The following is a 16303-nucleotide window of genomic DNA, read 5'->3' on the forward strand; positions in this document are numbered from 1 at the left end:
GCACGCCCTGTAGGAGCAAGCTTGCTCGCGATGGAAGTCAACGATAACGCGGGAAACCTGACACCCCGAGGCGCCCTCAGGTTACTCGCGAGCGAACCCGCACCTACGCACCTGCATCATCCCCTGCGGCAGGCGTCGCCGCCGTGCCTGCCAAGAGCCCACCGTCGATATTGAACTCGCTGCCGGTGACATACGTCGCCTCATCCGAGGCCAGCAACAATGCCACCGCTGCAACCTCTTCGGGCATGCCGAACCGCCTGAGCGGTGTATCTTGAACCAGCGCATCCATTCGCGCATGACGATCGGTGCCCGTGCCCAACATGGGCTCCCACATGGGTGTGAGGATGGCCGCTGGATGAATCGAGTTGCAGCGCACGGTGAGTCCTTGCTCAGCGCAGTACAGCGCCACCGTCTTGGTGTGATTACGCACAGCACCCTTGGACGACGCATAGGCCGCCGCTCCGGGAATGCCCACCAGGCCCGAACGAGAGGAGATGTTGATAATGGAACCGGTTCCGTGAGGCCGCATGGAGCGAATGGCGTACTTGCAACCCAGGAACACACCATCGAGATTGGTCTGGTGAACGGCGTGCCAGTCTTCCAGGCGCGCATGCTCCGGGTCATGCCGTACGGCGCCGTGCTCAAATCCGGTGATACCTGCATTGTTCACCAGGATGTCGAGCCTGCCGCGTTCCTCGAGGATTTGCGTCGTCACTCGCCGCCAATCTTCTTCGCGGCGCACATCAAGGCGCAGATAGCTGGCGCGATCACCGAGTGAATCTGCAAGGGTCTTGCCGAGCTCGTCATTGATATCGGTGACGTAGACAAAACAATCCTCTTGCGCGAAGAGTCGCACAATCGCTGCGCCAATCCCTTGGGCAGCACCGGTCACGATCGCAGTCTTTGAAGTGAGTTTACCGGTCATGAAAGCGGATGCCCCCACCTGGTTACCAAATCGACCCCGAGTATAGACTGCCTCGGCAAACGCCACCCTGCTCACCGCCAACAGCGATATGCACTGCGCACCTCTCCTGTAGGAGCGAGCTTGCTCGCGAAGAACTTCAGAGCGCCGCATTCACCCGGGAAGCACGCGCCTTCGTTGACGACCATCGCGAGCAAGCTCGCTCCTACATTGGATCTCTTTCGGCCGCAGGTTCGGCGTTCGCCGACAAGGGCAGATCTCGGGCAGGCTGTTTGCTCGCTATAATCATTTGCTCGGGTCAATCCGGACGCCAATTCCCCCAAATATGCGACACAGTACAAAAAAGGGAGCGAAGGCCATGACAGTCAAGCGAATGGACAACGTGCTGATCGTTGTCGACGATCTCGAAGCGGTGAAGGCGTTTTTTATCGAGTTGGGCCTCGAGCTTGAGGGCCAGACCACCGTTGAAGGGCCTGCTATCGGCAAGCTCATAGGGCTTGAAAACGTGCGAGCCACCCTCGCGATGCTGCGCACAGCCGATGGGCAGGGCATTGAGCTCGACAAGTTCCACACGCCCGACGCAGTCAGGTTCGGGCCCGTGAATACGCCAGTGAACGCGCTGGGTCTTCGCCGCATCATGTTCGCCGTCGATGGCATCGATGCTGTCGTTGCGCGGATGCAGGCCCATGGCGCAGAAGTCATTGGCCAGATGCAGTACGAGGCATCGTACCGGCTCGCCTATATCCGTGGGCCCGAGGGCCTCATCGTCGGGCTGGCCGAGAAGTTAATGCCTGAATAAAGGATCGACCATGGATCTGATTTTTCTTGGCACATCCTCAGGCGTTCCCACCCGCAGTCGCAATGTGAGCGGCACAGCCCTTATCGAATCATCAGGCAAAGGCTGGTATCTGGTGGATTGCGGTGAAGCCACGCAACACCAGGTGATGCGCACCTCGCTGTCTTTGCACGAGCTGCGCGGGTGTTTCATCACCCATGTACATGGCGATCATTGCTTCGGCTTACCCGGTTTGTTGGCCAGTGCCGGCATGTCCGGTCGAGTCGAGCCCCTGGACATTGTATTGCCCGCTGCGCTTCATCCCTGGGTGCGCCTGAGCCTCGCCGTCAGCAAATCCTGGCTACCCTTCGAATTGCACCTGCATGCGAGCGAAACTTTCAGTGGCTGGCAAAACGGCAAGGTTCAGGTCAATAACGTTGCCCTCTCCCATCGTGTTCCCTGCCATAGCTATGTATTTGACGAAGCTGATCCCAATCCGCGCCTGGATATCCAACGCCTGGAAGCAGAAGGTATTCCCCGTGGCCCCCTGTGGGGCGAGTTGGCCCACGGACGCGAGATCGAGCACGCCGGACGAATATTTCATGCCGAGCAATACCTGCGCCCTTGGCGCCCCGCTCAGCGCTTTATCATCTGCGGCGATAACGATAGCCCTGAACTGCTGGCGCAAGTGGCCGCCGGCGCTAATGTGCTGGTCCATGAAGCGACCTTCACCCAGGCCCTGATCGATCACGCCCACGAGCATTACGGGCACAGCAGTGCCGCCGCCGTGGCGCGTTTTGCCGAGTCGGCAAGCATTCCCAATCTGGTGCTTACCCACTTCAGTGCACGCTACCAGAACAATCCCGAGCGAAGTCCGTGCATCGAGGATGTACAAAAGGAAGCGGCCGCACACTTCACCGGCGAGCTGTTCCTGGCGCGGGATCTGCAGCGTTATCACCTTGACCGGGACGGCAGGTTGAACGTTGTCTTGGGCAGGTAACAAACCGATGTGACTGCGTTTGATCAAATCGGTTGAACCTCGGCGAACCCGCGATCCTCGGATACTAAAACGCCCATAGGTGACGACATGGCAACCGAGGATACACTTCTGCGCCAGCGCAAAGTGCTCGCCACATTTGGCGAGCTGGCCTTGGCGTCAGATGACCTGGAGTACATTCTCAACGAGGCATGTCGTTTGGTCGGCGATGCCCTCCAAACCAATATGGCCAAATTCATGCTCCTGCAGGAAGACGGCATCACCTTCCTGGTGCGCAATGGTGTGGGCTGGGCACCCGATGTGGTCGGAAAAGTTCGGGTACAGGCCGACGAAGGGAGCCCGGAGCGGCATTCCCTGGACACCAACGGCCCGGTGATATCGACGGACATTTCCTCGGAAACGCGATTTCGCTATCACGACTTTCAAATAGCCAACGGGGTACAGGCATTCGTCAACGTGCTTGTCCTCGGCGCTGATGGAGAGCGCCCTTTCGGCATCTTTGAAGTCGATAGTCGGGTTCCCCGCGAGTTCACCGAAAGCGATATCGATTTTCTTCGGGGCTACAGCAACCTGCTTGGGGCAGTGTTGAAGCGCTTCAAAACCATGCTGTCCATGCATTTGACCGAGAAAAAACTGCGTGAAAGCGAACGGCATTACCGCATAGCGGCCGAGCTCAATCCACTCTGGCCCTGGACGGCGGACACCCATGGCGACCTTATTTCCATTGATCAGCGCTGGTTTGAATACACCGGCCTGACCCCTGAGCAAACGTTAGGGCGTGAATGGGCCAATGCGGTTCACCCTGAAGACAAGGCGTCATTGATCCTGCTTTGGGATCAATCATTGACCACCTTGCAGCCTTTCGACTCGCAAATTCGATTGCGCAAACACACGGCAGATTACCGATGGTTCAGAGTCCGCGCGCTGTGCAGTTTCGGCATCGACGGACGCTGCGAACAATGGTACGGCACCATTGACGACATCGACGATCGCGTTCAGTTGGAGAGCGCATTGCGTGACTGGAACGACCTGCTCGAGGATCGCATCGTTCAACGCACCCAGCAGCTTGAAGCCGAACAACACGAACGCGCGATGGCCGAACTCAAGCTTCGGCAAAGTCAGAAAATGGAAGCGGTAGGCCAGCTGACCGGCGGAATCGCCCATGATTTCAATAATCTGTTGGCTGGCATCATCGGTAACCTGGAGCTGATGCAACGGCGAATCGATGCTGCGCGCTACGAGGAATTGAACCGATACAACGCCATCGCCATGACCTCCGCCTCCCGCGCTGCCGCTTTGACGCAACGCTTGCTGGCATTTTCAAGGCAGCAATCACTCGATCCCGAACTGCTCGAACCTCGCAAGGTCGTGGCGGATCTGGAAGACATGATCCGGCGTTCAGTGGGCCCGAGCATCGCAGTTGAGTGTTCATTCAAGGCCAATGACCGTATCAAGTGCGATCTCAACCAGCTGGAAAATGCACTGCTCAATCTCGCGATCAACGCTCGGGATGCAATGCCCAACGGTGGCAGGCTGGATCTTCTGGTCGACCGCTGCGTCATTGATCCAGCGTCATCTTCCGACAAAATGATGCCGCCAGGATCCTATGTGAGCATATCCGTCACGGACTCTGGCACGGGCATCAATCCGGACATCCTGTCGCGTATTTTCGATCCGTTTTTCACCACAAAAAAAATTGGCGAAGGCACCGGGCTTGGCCTTTCGATGATTTATGGGTTTACCCAGCAATCGGGGGGCCAGGTGCGCGTTCACAGCAAGGTCGGTGTGGGAACCTCTGTGACCCTGTATTTTCCCGTCGATGATTCACAGCCGGTCGAGATCGGGACCCGAACGGACTCCTCCCAAACCACCGAGACAACCGGTCACAACGAAATCATATTGTTGGTGGACGACGAAGCGGCCGTACGCCAAATGGCCTCTGAGCTTTTGAGCGAAACCGGATACCGCGTCGTGGAAGCCGTGGACAGTGTGTCCGCGATCAACCAGGCGGAAAAACTGGAACACCTGGATTTACTCCTGACCGATATCGGCTTGCCAGGCATGATGAACGGCATCAGCCTGGCCGCCGAACTCAAGCTCAAACACCCTCGGCTCAAGGTGCTCTTCATCACCGGTTTCGCGGGCGGCTCCAACCTGGTGTCGGTCGATGCAACCACGCGGGTTCTGGCCAAACCCTTCAGCTTGAATGAACTCAGTTCACGCGTGCATGCGCTGATTCGATCCTGAGGGAGTGGCAATACCTTAGATCTGGACGAGGTACCGGTTGCGGATGGAGGCCCTTGGAGCTCGACGTGAGCGAGCTGGGAACGCCGATCAGCCTTCCACTTTATCGACGTAAGACTCAAAGAACCAATCAGGGATTTCTTCGGTGCCGTACTCAAGACTGATCCCGTCAGTTACTTCCGCGAGTAGAACTGCGCTGGTACCAGAGTTATCAAAGATGTACGCCCGGTTGCTTACTGCAATGGCATCTGGAAGTAATGCTAGAGATTTGTGATACCGATCTCTCACCCTATCGGGAGCTACGGGATGACCACCCTCTCGCACCCTGATCTCCACACGGTCGATGTTGATTTCCGGATTTTCCGTAGAAACAAAGTAAAGGTATATCCGGTAGCCAAGAGCTTGTGCCGACCTCATGAAGTCGACCTTACTGCGGTGCGACATTACCGTCTCGAAGGTAAAACTTACCCCTTTTTCCAACAGACGTTGTCGCAGGAAATCAGAGATCACGGATGCAAAGTAGGAATTGACAGCCACATTTCGATAATCAACTTTCGAGCCTTGCATTCCTATTTTTTCAACCTGATCATTCAGTTTTTTGTTTCTGATGAGGTAATGCTCGGCATGAAAAAATAGTAGCTCGGGTAAAGTTGTCTGGACGTCAAACGCGGTCAGATCGATAAAGCCAGTAGCTTTCGCTTCTTTTTCGAGCTCATCTGCATTCACGTAGGTTTTAATTAGAGCGGGATCGATGACATCCTTGATCGTGCTCTTTCCTGAGCCGTTTGGCCCCGCAAAAACCCGGAGTCTAGGCACGACCAACTGCCGTTTTACCTTCTACGCGGCGCACTGTAATTACTTCACCCAATTTGACCTTGCGACGTGGCTTTGCTTTGGCAACAAAAACCTTGTTCCCATCCGGCGACACCCGCACCAAATCCCCAGAATCCACGCGAAGCACGCTACTGCTCACCAACAATGCACGAGCATAAGCAGTCATGGTAGCCATCTTGGCCAGGTCAGGCACCTCGCGCTCAAGAACGTCCATTTCTTGGTCCGAGAGCGTTTTAGTTGTCACAATCATCGGGAATCTCCGTACGAATTGTTGCTCTGGTACTTCCTGCTTAAATCATACCGCCTTTACGCGTTCACGACAGGAAAAAGGGACAAAGGACCTGATGGCAAAGCGGTTGCAGGATCATGCTTTACGAGCCACGGGGCATACAGGTGCGATTACTGTCTCCTTTTCATCTAGATCCGGATAGCAGGTAATTCTCGTTAGGTTGTAGGCAAAGTCCGAGAGATACGTGAGCTAGTCAACCTCTGCGCCTCCTCGGCAAGCCTGCGGCTCTGTCATGAATAGTCAAGCAACTGTCGTCAAATGCGAAGCGCCCCCGAATCGGGGGCTTTTTAATGGGGGTACTAAAAAGTCTCTGGCAATTGAGTCGACGGATCCCTCCGCGACCCCTGAGTCACGAGTTGCCTGGTACGCCAGGCAGGAGAATAACAATATGAAATCCGTGAAAAGCCTGCTGGCCGCCATCCCCCTCATGGCGCTGGCCATCGATGCTCATGCCTATGTATCGAGTCAGGAAGCCGCCCGGCTGGGCACCAGCCTGACGTCGGTGGGTGCCGAAAAGGCCGGCAATGCCGATGGCTCCATTCCGCCCTACAGCGGTGGCCTGACCACAGCCCCCGCCAGTTTCAAGGCCGGCGACAGCATGCGCCCTGACCCCTTTGCCCATGAAAAACCGCTGCTGGTGATCAACGGCAAGAACGTTGACGCCTACAAGGGCATGCTGACCGCCACCACCCTGGAGTTGGCCCGGCGCTACCCTGGTTTTCGCGTCGACGTGTACCCGACCCACCGCACGGCCTCGCTGCCCCAGGCGGTCCTGGACAACAGCCGCACCAATGCCACCAACGCCAGGACCCTCAACGGCGGGACTGCCATCGAAAATGTGATGCCCGGGGTGCCGTTCCCGATCCCGAAATCGGGCGCCGAGGCGATGTGGAACTTCCTGCTGCGCTACCAGGGTGTGAACATCCATTCCAAGTACGACTCCTGGAGCGTCGACACGGCAGGCGTACCGAGCCTGGCCGTCACCGGTGAGGCATTCGTCTCGTTTCCGATCTACGAGAACATGTCGAAGCCGTTCAACAGCTCGGACATTTATTATCAGTTGAAACTGTCCTATACCGGGCCTGCACGCCGCGCCGGTGAATCGATCATGCTCAAGAACGCGACCAATCCCAAGGAGTTTCCCGGTCGTGCCTGGCAGTACATGCCGGCACAGCGTCGGGTCAAACAAATTTCGATCCTGGCCTACGACACCCCCAACCCCGGCACCGCCCGTGCACTGGAGCTGTACGACTGGACGCTGGTCGGCAAGCGCGAAATGATCGTGCCCTACAACACCTACAAGCTCACCTACGCTCGCGACGCCAAATCGCTGACCACCCCCGATTTCATCTCCCCGGATTTCGTGCGCTGGGAAAAACACCGGGTCTACGTCGTGGAGGGCAACCTCAAGCCCGGTGCCAGGCACATCTACCAGAAGCGCCGTTTTTACCTCGATGAAGATACCTGGGCCGCGGTGGCGTCCGATCAGTACGACACCCGTGGCCAGCTGTATCGCGGTTCCTTCGCTTTCTTCAGCCAGAGCTATGACCAGCAAGTCCCGGATGCCACCCCTTTCATGACGTACGACCTGTCGCGTGGCACCTACAACATCAATGGCATGGTCGGTCCCCATGGCGGCATCCGCTACATTGAGCCGCTGTCGACGGCGCAGTGGGTGCCGGAGTCCATGGCGGGGACCGGTATTCGCTAGGTTCGCGGTGAATCGTCCCCCTCTGTCGACCGCCGCCGAACCCTGTGGGAGCCAGCCTGCTGGCGATAAAGGTCACTTGGCGCCTGGAATACCATCGCCAGCAGGCTGGCTCCCACAGTGGATCGGGTACAGCCGCGAATACACCTGCTGAAAGCTTGACCGGGAACAGAGTATTTACAAGATCAAACGGATCGCCCGCCCAACCATTGATCAAGCTTGGGCCACATCCGCTTGACTGCGGCCGGCCCCGCCACCAGGCTGACATGACCGCCCGGCAGCATCAGTTCTTCCTTGTCGCGTGAACCTGCGCGGGCCACCAAAGGCTGCGCGCAGTCCGGTGGTACTTCGAGCCCTACCCCACAGCAGCGAGCCGGCTCCCTACCTGTCAACGGTTTGCAAAAGCTTCCTGGAGTGTCTTTGCGCCCAGGTACGGGATCAGAACGATCCCGTGCGCACCTCGCCACTGCGCACGTAACGGCCGATCAACACACCCCCAGGGGTGCAGGTCGAATGCTCCAGCGTGAACGCCGAGGCTTGCGCCTTGTCGTCGAACAGGCGCTTGCCGTGCCCGAGGACGACGGGGAAAGTCATCAGCCGAAGCTCGTCCACCAATCCGGCTGCCAGTAATTGGTGCACCAGCTCGGCGCTGCCCTGGGTCAACAGGTGGGCGCCGTCCTGTTGCTTGAGCGCGCGTATGGCGTCGACGAGGTTGCCCTGCAGTGCATGACTGTTGTGCCAATCCAGCGTATCGGGGCGATGGGTGGCCACGTGCTTGGGCACCGTGTTGAACAGGTCAGCGATGTAGTTGTGTGCCCCGCCGTTTATCCGTGGCCAGTAGGCCGCGAAGATGTCGTAGGTGCGACGTCCCAGCAGCAACTCGAATGGCTGTGAGAACAGGTCCTTAATAGCCTGGCCAGAGCTCTCGTCCGAATAAGGCACTATCCAGCCACCGAAACGAAATTCGCCGCTGGTGTCTTCATCCGGCCCGCCGGGTGCTTGAATAACGCCGTCGAGGCTGATGAAAACGGCAACGATGAGTTTGCGCATGTTTTTCTCCTGATTAGTCCTCGTTCAGGGAACATCGACCCCAATGCATTCCCTGACCCATAGTCGAACGGGACTCTGCGAAATCGACAGCAGTTGCTCGTATTGCTTGCGCGACATACTGTTTTACCCCAACGCGATCACAAGCGGTCAATGTCATCACTACAAACAATGGGGTCCATCTCGTGAGCAAAGCGTCTTATGTTCCGCCCAAGGTCTGGAAACACAACGCGCCGTCTGGCGGTCAGTTCGCCAGCATCAACCGCCCGGTTGCCGGCCCGACCCATGACAAGACGCTGCCAACCGGCAAGCATCCGTTGCAGCTGTATTCGCTGGCCACGCCCAATGGCGTGAAGGTGACCATCATGCTCGAGGAGCTGTTGGCGCTTGGGCATGTCGGTGCCGAGTACGACGCCTGGCTGATCCGCATCGGCGAGGGCGATCAGTTTTCCAGCGGCTTCGTCGAGATCAACCCGAATTCGAAGATACCGGCACTGCTGGACCGCAGCGCCGAGCCGCCGATCCGCGTGTTCGAATCCGGTTCGATCCTGCTTTTCCTCGCGGAAAAGTTCGGCGCCTTCCTGCCCACCGACCTCGCTGGACGCACCGAAACCCTTAACTGGCTGTTCTGGCAAATGGGTTCGGCCCCCTACCTGGGCGGCGGCTTCGGGCATTTCTACGCCTACGCGCCGGAGAAATTCGAATACCCGATCAACCGCTTCACCATGGAGACCAAACGTCAGCTGGACGTCCTCGACCGTCGTCTTGCCGAGAGTCCCTACCTGGCCGGTGACCACTACACCATCGCCGACATCGCGGTCTGGCCCTGGTACGGCCAGTTGGTGCGCGACAACGTGTACTCGGCGGCCGAGTTTCTATCGGCCCACCAATACACCCACGTGCAGCGCTGGGCGGAAGAAATCGCCAAGCGGCCGGCGGTCATTCGTGGTCAGCGGGTCAATCGGACGTGGGGGGATGAGGCGACGCAGGTGCCTGAGCGGCATCAGGCGCAAGATTTGGGCTGAAGACCGTAGTTGGTTTCAGCCCTGCCCCGTGACGTCTCGACACCGGCTAAGCTTCTACGATTGAGCTTCTTTTCCTGAGGAGATCTTCGTGAGCAGCCTGCCCCTGTCCGAACTCGATGCCGCCCTGCCTGGCCTTGTGCGCAAGATTCGCGTGCTGGACGCCCTGTCCTGGCCGGATGGGGTCGAGGAAGCGTTCCTGGCGAGTTGGCGCGCCGGGCAGCCCGAGTTGCCCAGGGTCCAACTGCAACCGCGTGATCACAGCGCCGACATTGACGCGCTCGAAGGCTTTATCGACCGCTGCGATGTGGGCCATCCGGCCGGGCGCCACCTGGCCATGACTGCGCGCAGTTATGCCACGGCCGGGCACATGCTCGGTGCCATTGGCACGCCCGCCTTCACTCAGTATTCGTCGGCGCTGTACCGGCGCCCGGACTTCTCCTACCCGAATCTGAACCTGAGCATGCTGGACGCGGCGAACTTCTTCCTCAACACCACCGACGCCCTTATTGGCGGTGCGCGGATCCCGCCGAGCCCGGCGGAGATACCGGCCGAAGCCTTCGCGGCCTGGATGCAGCCGGAACTGGACCGCTTCTTCGGCCCCGGCCGGATCACCGTGCTGCTCGATCCGACCTTGGCGGCCAAGGCCATCGCCGGCGCGAGCCGCATTCGCCTGCGGGCCAGCGCGCTGTTTTCCGAACTGGACAAGAACCAGCTGTTGCAGCACGAGGCGTTCGTGCATGTGGCCACGGCGCAGAACGGCGCGCTGCAATCGAACCTCAAGAGCCTTGGCCTGGGCGCGCCGCGTACCACCCAGACCCAGGAAGGCATCGCCACCCTGGCCGAGCTGTTCACCGGCAGCATGGACATCAACCGCCTGCGTCGCCTGGCCTTGCGCGTGCTCGCGGTGCAACAGGCGCTCGATGGTGCCGATTTCATCCAGGTGTTCGAAGGTTTTCTCGCTGCCGGCCAGACCCAGGAAGAGTCCTTCCGTTCGACCCAGCGGGTATTTCGCGGCGCCGACCTGCGCGGCGGTTCGGCGTTCACCAAGGACGCGGCCTACCTGACCGGTCTGCTCGGCGTGCACACCTTGCTGCGCATCGCCATCCGTGACAACCGGCCGGAGCTGGTCGGCTATCTGTTCGCCGGGCGCCTGAGCCTGGGGGACACCGTACGCCTGGCCCCGCTGTTCGAGTCCGGCTGGCTCCAGGCACCGGTCCATGTGCCGGCCTGGGCCCGCGACCTGCGCCTGCTCGCCGCCAACCTGGCGTTCTCGGCGTTTATCTCGCGGATCAAGCTGGATGTCCTTGATCTGGACGTGCTAATGGCCTTCGCCGATGAGCATGAAGCCGATGCCAGCGCCTAGTGAATCTGCAAGTCAAGGCATCACATGGTAACGGGTTGAAGCGGATACAGCCGATCATCGAACTGACTCAAGCGTGGGTATTGGATGGGCTCATCCGCTTCGATATTTTCCAGGCGCTGGCGATAGCTGAGCAAAAATGCCTGTCGGTCTTCAGCGCTGATGTACGGCACGTGCCAACCGACAAAAGGCCGTAGCACCTCCAGCCCGACATAGGCCAGCGTCCCGCGCAACAGCGGGCGCAACATGTCTTCCAGGGGACCATGGATGGCTTCCTCGCCGAACATGTGTTCACGCCCGCCCAGGGTCACCGTCACCAGGGCTTTCTTGCCGCTCAGGCCGCCTTGATCATAGAAGCGCTTGCCGCCGTAGCAGATGCCGGATACCAGCACCCGGTCAATCCAGCCCTTGAGAATCGCCGGCGTGGAGAACCAGTAGATCGGGAAATTGAGGATCAGCAGGTCCGCCCACAACAGTTTGTCCAGCTCCTGCTGGATATCGGCGGCGAGGGTCTGCTCCTTGCTGTTGCGTCGTTGCTCGAGGGCGTAGACCAGGTATTCGGGATTCTCCCTGACGCAGAAGTCCTCGGCACTGGCCACCGGGTTCCAGTTCATCGCGTAGAGGTCGGATACCCGGACTTGATGCCCTTGCGCCTGCAAGGTCTCGACCGCCTGGTCGCGCAGCGCCGCGGTGAAGGATTTCGGTTCGGGATGGGCATGCACGATTAAAACGTTCATGGGGGTTCCTTGAAATGGGGTTGATGCGTTCGTCACGTCAGAATTGATCGGCATCGAGCAGGAACAGGCTCTCGCTACCGGCCCTGACCGCAGCGGCCAGGGAGTGGACCCGAGGCAACAGGCGAGCGAAGAAGAAGCGCGCAGTTCCCAGTTTGGTCCGGTAAAAAACATCCTTGCCCTGCTTTTGCAACGCGGTACGCGCCATCAGCGCCCACATGTAGGCGTAAGCGGTGTAGCCCAATACGTGCAGGTACTCGACTGACGCCGCACCGATTTCATTCGGGTTGGATGCCGCCCGATCCAGTAGCCATGCGGTCAGTTCGTCGAGGGTCTGCACAGCGTCGTTCAGCGGTTGGGTGAACTCCATCAGGTCAGCGCCGACCGAAGCGGTAAATTGCCGAATTTCGTCAGCGAACAGGTGGTAGTACGCCCCGCCACTGCCGAGTACTTTACGACCCAGCAGGTCGAGTGCCTGGATGCCATTGGTGCCTTCGTAGATCTGGGTGATGCGGCAGTCGCGGATCAGCTGTTCCTGGCCCCATTCACGGATAAAACCATGACCGCCGAAGATCTGCTGTCCATGCACCGTGGTTTCCAGCCCCATGTCGGTGAGGAACGCCTTGGCCACCGGCGTCAGCAGGACCACCAGTGCTTGCGCGCGTTGGCGGGTGGCGGCGTCTTCGCTGAATTTTGCGCTATCGAGTTGCAGGGCGACGTAGCTGGAGAACGCGCGGCCGCCTTCGTTCAACGCTTTCATGGTCAGCAACATGCGACGCACGTCCGGGTGCACGATGATCGGGTCGGCGAGCTTGTCCGGATCGGCCGGGCCGGTTGGCGCCCGGCTCTGGATTCGGTCGCGGGCGTATTCGACGGCGTTCTGATAGGAGCGTTCACCGAGGGACAGGCCCTGGATCCCGACGCCCAGGCGTTCGTAGTTCATCATGGTGAACATCGCTGCCAGGCCCTTGTTCGGCGCATCGATGATGTAGCCGGTGGCGCCGTCGAAATTCATCACGCAGGTGGCCGAGGCCTTGATGCCCATCTTGTGCTCGATCGAGCCGCAGGACAGGCTGTTGCGCGCGCCCAACGCACCGTTGGCATCGACCAGGAATTTCGGTACCAGGAACAGCGAAATGCCTTTGGGTCCTGGCGGAGCATCCGGCAGCCTGGCCAACACCAGGTGAATGATGTTTTCAGTGAGGTCGTGCTCACCGCCAGTGATGAAGATCTTGGTGCCGCTGACCTTGTAGCTGCCATCGGCCTGCGGCTCGGCCCTGGTGCGGATGATGCCCAGGTCAGTACCGGCGTGAGGCTCGGTCAGGCACATGGAACCGGCCCAGACACCGGCATACATGTTCGGCAGGTACGCAGCCTTCAGTTCTTCGCTGGCGTGGGCGTTGATCGACAGGCAGGCGCCCGCGGTCAGCATCGGATACAGGCCGAAAGACAGGTTGGCCGAGTTGAGCATTTCTTCGACCTGGGCGCAAATCACCTTGGGCATGCCCATGCCCCCGAACCGTTCGTCGCCACCGACGCTGGTCCAGCCGCCAGCGGCGTAGGTCTGGTAGGCCTCGGGGAAGCCCTTGGGGGTCTGCACCGCGCCGTCGGCCCAGGAGCAGCCTTGCTCATCGCCGCTGCGGTTCAGCGGGGCAATGGTGCCGGCGATGACTTTGCCGGCTTCTTCGAGAATGGTGCTGGCGGTGTCTTCGTCCACCACATTGGCCAGGGCTGGCAGTTGCGCCCAAAGCCTGGAAACCTCGAACACTTCATTCAGAACAAAACGCATATCGCGCAGGGGTGCTTTGTAGTCAGCCATGATGAAATCGCTCGCTTGAAAATTGGACAATGCAGATTCAGGATTCGGAAGTGCCCGTATCGTAGTGAGGCTTGAGGCCGGTGACTTGACCCTGGACTCCCGCGTCCTGGCGGCGCCGATCGCCGTTCAAAAGGAAATACGACAGCGCCGGAATCAGGATCAGCGCCCCAAGCATGTTCCACAGGAACAGGAAGGTCAGCAGGATGCCCATGTCGGCCTGGAACTTGATTGGCGACCAGACCCAGCACACCACGCCGGCGGCCAGGGTGATACCGACCAGCCCGACCACCCGGCCGGTGAAGGCCACGGCCTTGCGATAGGCCTCGGACAGCGACAGTCCCTGGCGCTGGTACTGCAGTTGCACGCTGAGCAGGTACAAGGCGTAGTCCACCCCGATCCCTACGCCCAGGGCAATCACGGGCAAGGTCGCCACCTTCACGCCGATGCCCATGGCCACCATCAAGGCTTCGCAAAGAATCGAGGTCAGCACCAGCGGCAGCAGCGCCACCAGCGTGGCGCGCCAACTGCGGAAGGTGATCAGGCAGAACAGCGTCACCGCCAGATAAACATAGAGCAGCATGGTGCGATTGGCCTCGCGCACCACGATGTTGGTGGCCGCTTCGATGCCGGCGTTGCCGGCGGCCAACAGGAACTGGCGATCCTCGCTGCTGTTTTCCCTGGCGAACTGCTCGGCGATCGCCACCACGGCGTCGAGGGTCTCGGCCTTGTGATCCTTGAGGTAGGCGATCACCGGCATCAGCGAGCAGTCGGTATTGAACAGCTCCGGGGCGTTGACCGAGGCCTGTTGCGCGGCGTAGTTCAGCACGTTTTGATTGCGCTGGATGTTGTTGAGCTTGGGGTTGCCCTCAAAGGTGCCGGCGGTGATCTGGCGCACGGCATTGACCAGTGACACGGTGGTCTGCACCCCCGGGTGCTGCTGCAGCTTCCAGGCCAGGCGGTCGGCCAGGATCAGGGTCTTGTAGTCCAGGCAGCCTTCCGGCGCGGTCTTGATCATCACCGCGAACTGATCGCTGGATAGTGCGTAGTGGCTGGTGATGTAGGCGTTGTCGCGGTTGTAGCGCGAGTCGGCACGCAACTCCGGTGCCCCGCTGTCGAGGTCGCCGATTTTCAGTTGCAGGCTGACCATGAAGCCGCCGATGCCCAGCAACACGGCGACCAGCACGGTGCAAGTGGCCCACTTGCGGGTGGTGAAGCGATCGAGCAGGTCCCACAACTTGCCGAAGCCACGATGTTCGGCGGCACGGGTGTCGATTTTCAGCGCGCGCTCGGCCGCCTTGCGCCCGACGCCGATATAGGACAGCACCACCGGCATCAGCAGCAAGGAAGTAAAAATCAGCACCGCCACACCGATGCTGGCGGTGATCGCCAGGTCCTGGATCACCGGAATGTCGATCAGCATCAGCACGGCGAAGCCCACCGCATCGGCCAGCAACGCGGTGACGCCAGCGATGAACAGACGGCGAAACGTATAGCGCGCGGCGATCAGTTTATGCGTGCCACGGGCGATGTCCTGCATGATCCCGTTCATCTTCTGCGCCGCGTGGGACACGCCGATGGCGAAGATCAAAAACGGTACCAGCACCGAATACGGGTCGATGGCATAACCCAGCCAGGCGACGATGCCCAACTGCCAGACCACCGCGATCAGCGAGCAGCCGACCACCAGCAAGGTGCTGCGCACGCAACGGGTGTAGGCGTAGATGATCAGCAGCGAGGTGACCACGGCCAGGCCGAAGAACATCATCACCTGGATCAGGCCGTCGATCAGGTCGCCCATCAATTTGGCGAAACCGATCACACGGATCTTGTATTGACCTTTGCCCTCCTCCCCGGCCTTGTGCACGGCGTCGCTGGCGAACTCGATCCTGTCGCGCAAGCGCTCTTCGAGCTGGCGGGAAAAGGCGTGGTAGTTGATGCCCTGGCCGGTGGCCGTGGCCTTGTCCAACAGCGGCACGATCAGCATGCTGGACTTGTAGTCGCTGGCCACCAGGCTGCCGACGATGCCGGCACGGTTGATGTTCTGGCGCAGTTGCTCGATGTCCGATGCAGAACCCTGATAACTGTCAGGCATCACCGGGCCGCCCTGGAAGCCTTGCTCGGTGACTTCGGTCCAGCGCACCGCCGAACTCCACAGCGATTTCATCCAGGCGCGGTCGACGCCCTGCATGAGAAACAGCTCGTCATTGACCTGCTTGAGGACCGTCAGGTAGTGCGGATCGAAGATGTCGCCCCGGGTGTTTTCCACCACCACCCGTACCGAGTTGCCCAGGCCGCGCAGCGACTGGCGGTTCTCCAGGTAATTCTGGATGTAGGGCTGGCTCTGCGGAATCATCTTTTCGAAGCTGGGGCGCAGTTCCAGGCGGGTCATGGCCATGTAGCCCAGGACCACGGTGGCCAGGGCCATGAGCAGCATGAACAGCGGTCGATGGTTGAACACCAGCCGTTCCAGCAGATTGCCGGAGCGCCGGTCGAAGTCCGGCAGTTCGCGGATCACCGGCAGGGTGTCTTGCTTCAAATTGCCCATGTCT

At 59.8% G+C, this 16303-nt stretch carries 13 protein-coding genes; 6 read left to right on the plus strand and 7 right to left on the minus strand.

Annotated features, from left to right (window positions below; genetic code table 11):
• Positions 1 to 103: 103 nt before the first annotated feature.
• Positions 104 to 925, minus strand: coding sequence for an SDR family oxidoreductase (locus SOP95_RS20980; protein WP_323608158.1), 822 nt, complete (start codon positions 923 to 925; stop codon positions 104 to 106).
• A gap of 355 nt (positions 926 to 1280) precedes the next feature.
• Here SOP95_RS20980 and SOP95_RS20985 point away from each other — a divergent pair, with 355 nt between their 5' ends.
• The 3 genes from SOP95_RS20985 to SOP95_RS20995 all read left to right on the plus strand — a co-directional run bounded on the left by SOP95_RS20985 (position 1281) and on the right by SOP95_RS20995 (position 4941).
• Positions 1281 to 1721, plus strand: a complete 441-nt coding sequence (locus SOP95_RS20985) for a VOC family protein (protein ID WP_323608159.1) — start codon at positions 1281 to 1283, stop codon at positions 1719 to 1721.
• A gap of 10 nt (positions 1722 to 1731) precedes the next feature.
• Positions 1732 to 2697, plus strand: coding sequence for a ribonuclease Z (locus tag SOP95_RS20990; protein ID WP_323608160.1), 966 nt, complete (start codon positions 1732 to 1734; stop codon positions 2695 to 2697).
• Between the two features lie 87 nt (positions 2698 to 2784).
• Positions 2785 to 4941 (plus strand): ATP-binding protein, encoded by a 2157-nt coding sequence (locus tag SOP95_RS20995; RefSeq protein ID WP_323608162.1) that lies wholly within the window; start codon positions 2785 to 2787, stop codon positions 4939 to 4941.
• Positions 4942 to 5028: 87 nt separating this feature from the next.
• Here the strand turns inward: SOP95_RS20995 and SOP95_RS21000 are convergent, their stop codons facing one another.
• Both SOP95_RS21000 and SOP95_RS21005 read right to left on the minus strand, forming a co-directional pair.
• On the minus strand, positions 5029 to 5760 hold the full coding sequence (locus tag SOP95_RS21000; protein WP_323608163.1) for a zeta toxin family protein: 732 nt from the start codon (positions 5758 to 5760) through the stop codon (positions 5029 to 5031).
• Positions 5747 to 6022 carry a hypothetical protein gene (locus SOP95_RS21005; protein ID WP_274075312.1) on the minus strand — a complete coding sequence of 92 codons (276 nt, stop codon included), beginning with the start codon at positions 6020 to 6022 and terminating at the stop codon, positions 5747 to 5749. The genes SOP95_RS21000 and SOP95_RS21005 overlap by 14 nt, the downstream gene beginning before the upstream one ends.
• Before the next feature lie 427 nt (positions 6023 to 6449).
• Here SOP95_RS21005 and SOP95_RS21010 point away from each other — a divergent pair, with 427 nt between their 5' ends.
• On the plus strand, positions 6450 to 7772 hold the full coding sequence (locus SOP95_RS21010; protein WP_323608165.1) for a DUF1329 domain-containing protein: 1323 nt from the start codon (positions 6450 to 6452) through the stop codon (positions 7770 to 7772).
• Between the two features lie 435 nt (positions 7773 to 8207).
• Here the strand turns inward: SOP95_RS21010 and SOP95_RS21015 are convergent, their stop codons facing one another.
• A complete protein-coding gene (locus SOP95_RS21015; RefSeq protein ID WP_323608166.1) occupies positions 8208 to 8819 on the minus strand; it encodes a dihydrofolate reductase family protein in 612 nt (203 codons plus the stop codon).
• Positions 8820 to 9001: 182 nt separating this feature from the next.
• On the opposite strand from SOP95_RS21015, the gene yghU reads away from it, so the two are divergent.
• Together yghU and SOP95_RS21025 are read left to right on the plus strand one after the other, a co-directional pair.
• Positions 9002 to 9841: a glutathione-dependent disulfide-bond oxidoreductase gene (gene yghU, locus SOP95_RS21020; RefSeq protein ID WP_323608167.1), complete on the plus strand. Its 840-nt coding sequence runs from the start codon at positions 9002 to 9004 to the stop codon at positions 9839 to 9841.
• 88 nt (positions 9842 to 9929) lie between these two features.
• Positions 9930 to 11204, plus strand: coding sequence for a flavohemoglobin expression-modulating QEGLA motif protein (locus SOP95_RS21025; protein ID WP_323608169.1), 1275 nt, complete (start codon positions 9930 to 9932; stop codon positions 11202 to 11204).
• Positions 11205 to 11224: 20 nt separating this feature from the next.
• Here SOP95_RS21025 and SOP95_RS21030 read toward each other — a convergent pair whose 3' ends face one another.
• From SOP95_RS21030 to SOP95_RS21040, 3 genes are read right to left on the minus strand one after another with little or no spacing between them, the layout of a single operon-like run.
• Positions 11225 to 11938, minus strand: coding sequence for an NAD(P)H-dependent oxidoreductase (locus SOP95_RS21030; protein ID WP_323608171.1), 714 nt, complete (start codon positions 11936 to 11938; stop codon positions 11225 to 11227).
• Between the two features lie 37 nt (positions 11939 to 11975).
• Positions 11976 to 13754, minus strand: a complete 1779-nt coding sequence (locus SOP95_RS21035; RefSeq protein WP_323608172.1) for an acyl-CoA dehydrogenase C-terminal domain-containing protein — start codon at positions 13752 to 13754, stop codon at positions 11976 to 11978.
• A 37-nt stretch (positions 13755 to 13791) separates the two neighbouring features.
• Positions 13792 to 16299, minus strand: a complete 2508-nt coding sequence (locus SOP95_RS21040) for an efflux RND transporter permease subunit (protein WP_323608174.1) — start codon at positions 16297 to 16299, stop codon at positions 13792 to 13794.
• Positions 16300 to 16303: the final 4 nt, after the last annotated feature.

The organism is Pseudomonas sp. YuFO8, from assembly GCF_035065025.1.
GTDB lineage: Bacteria > Pseudomonadota > Gammaproteobacteria > Pseudomonadales > Pseudomonadaceae > Aquipseudomonas > Aquipseudomonas putida_AE.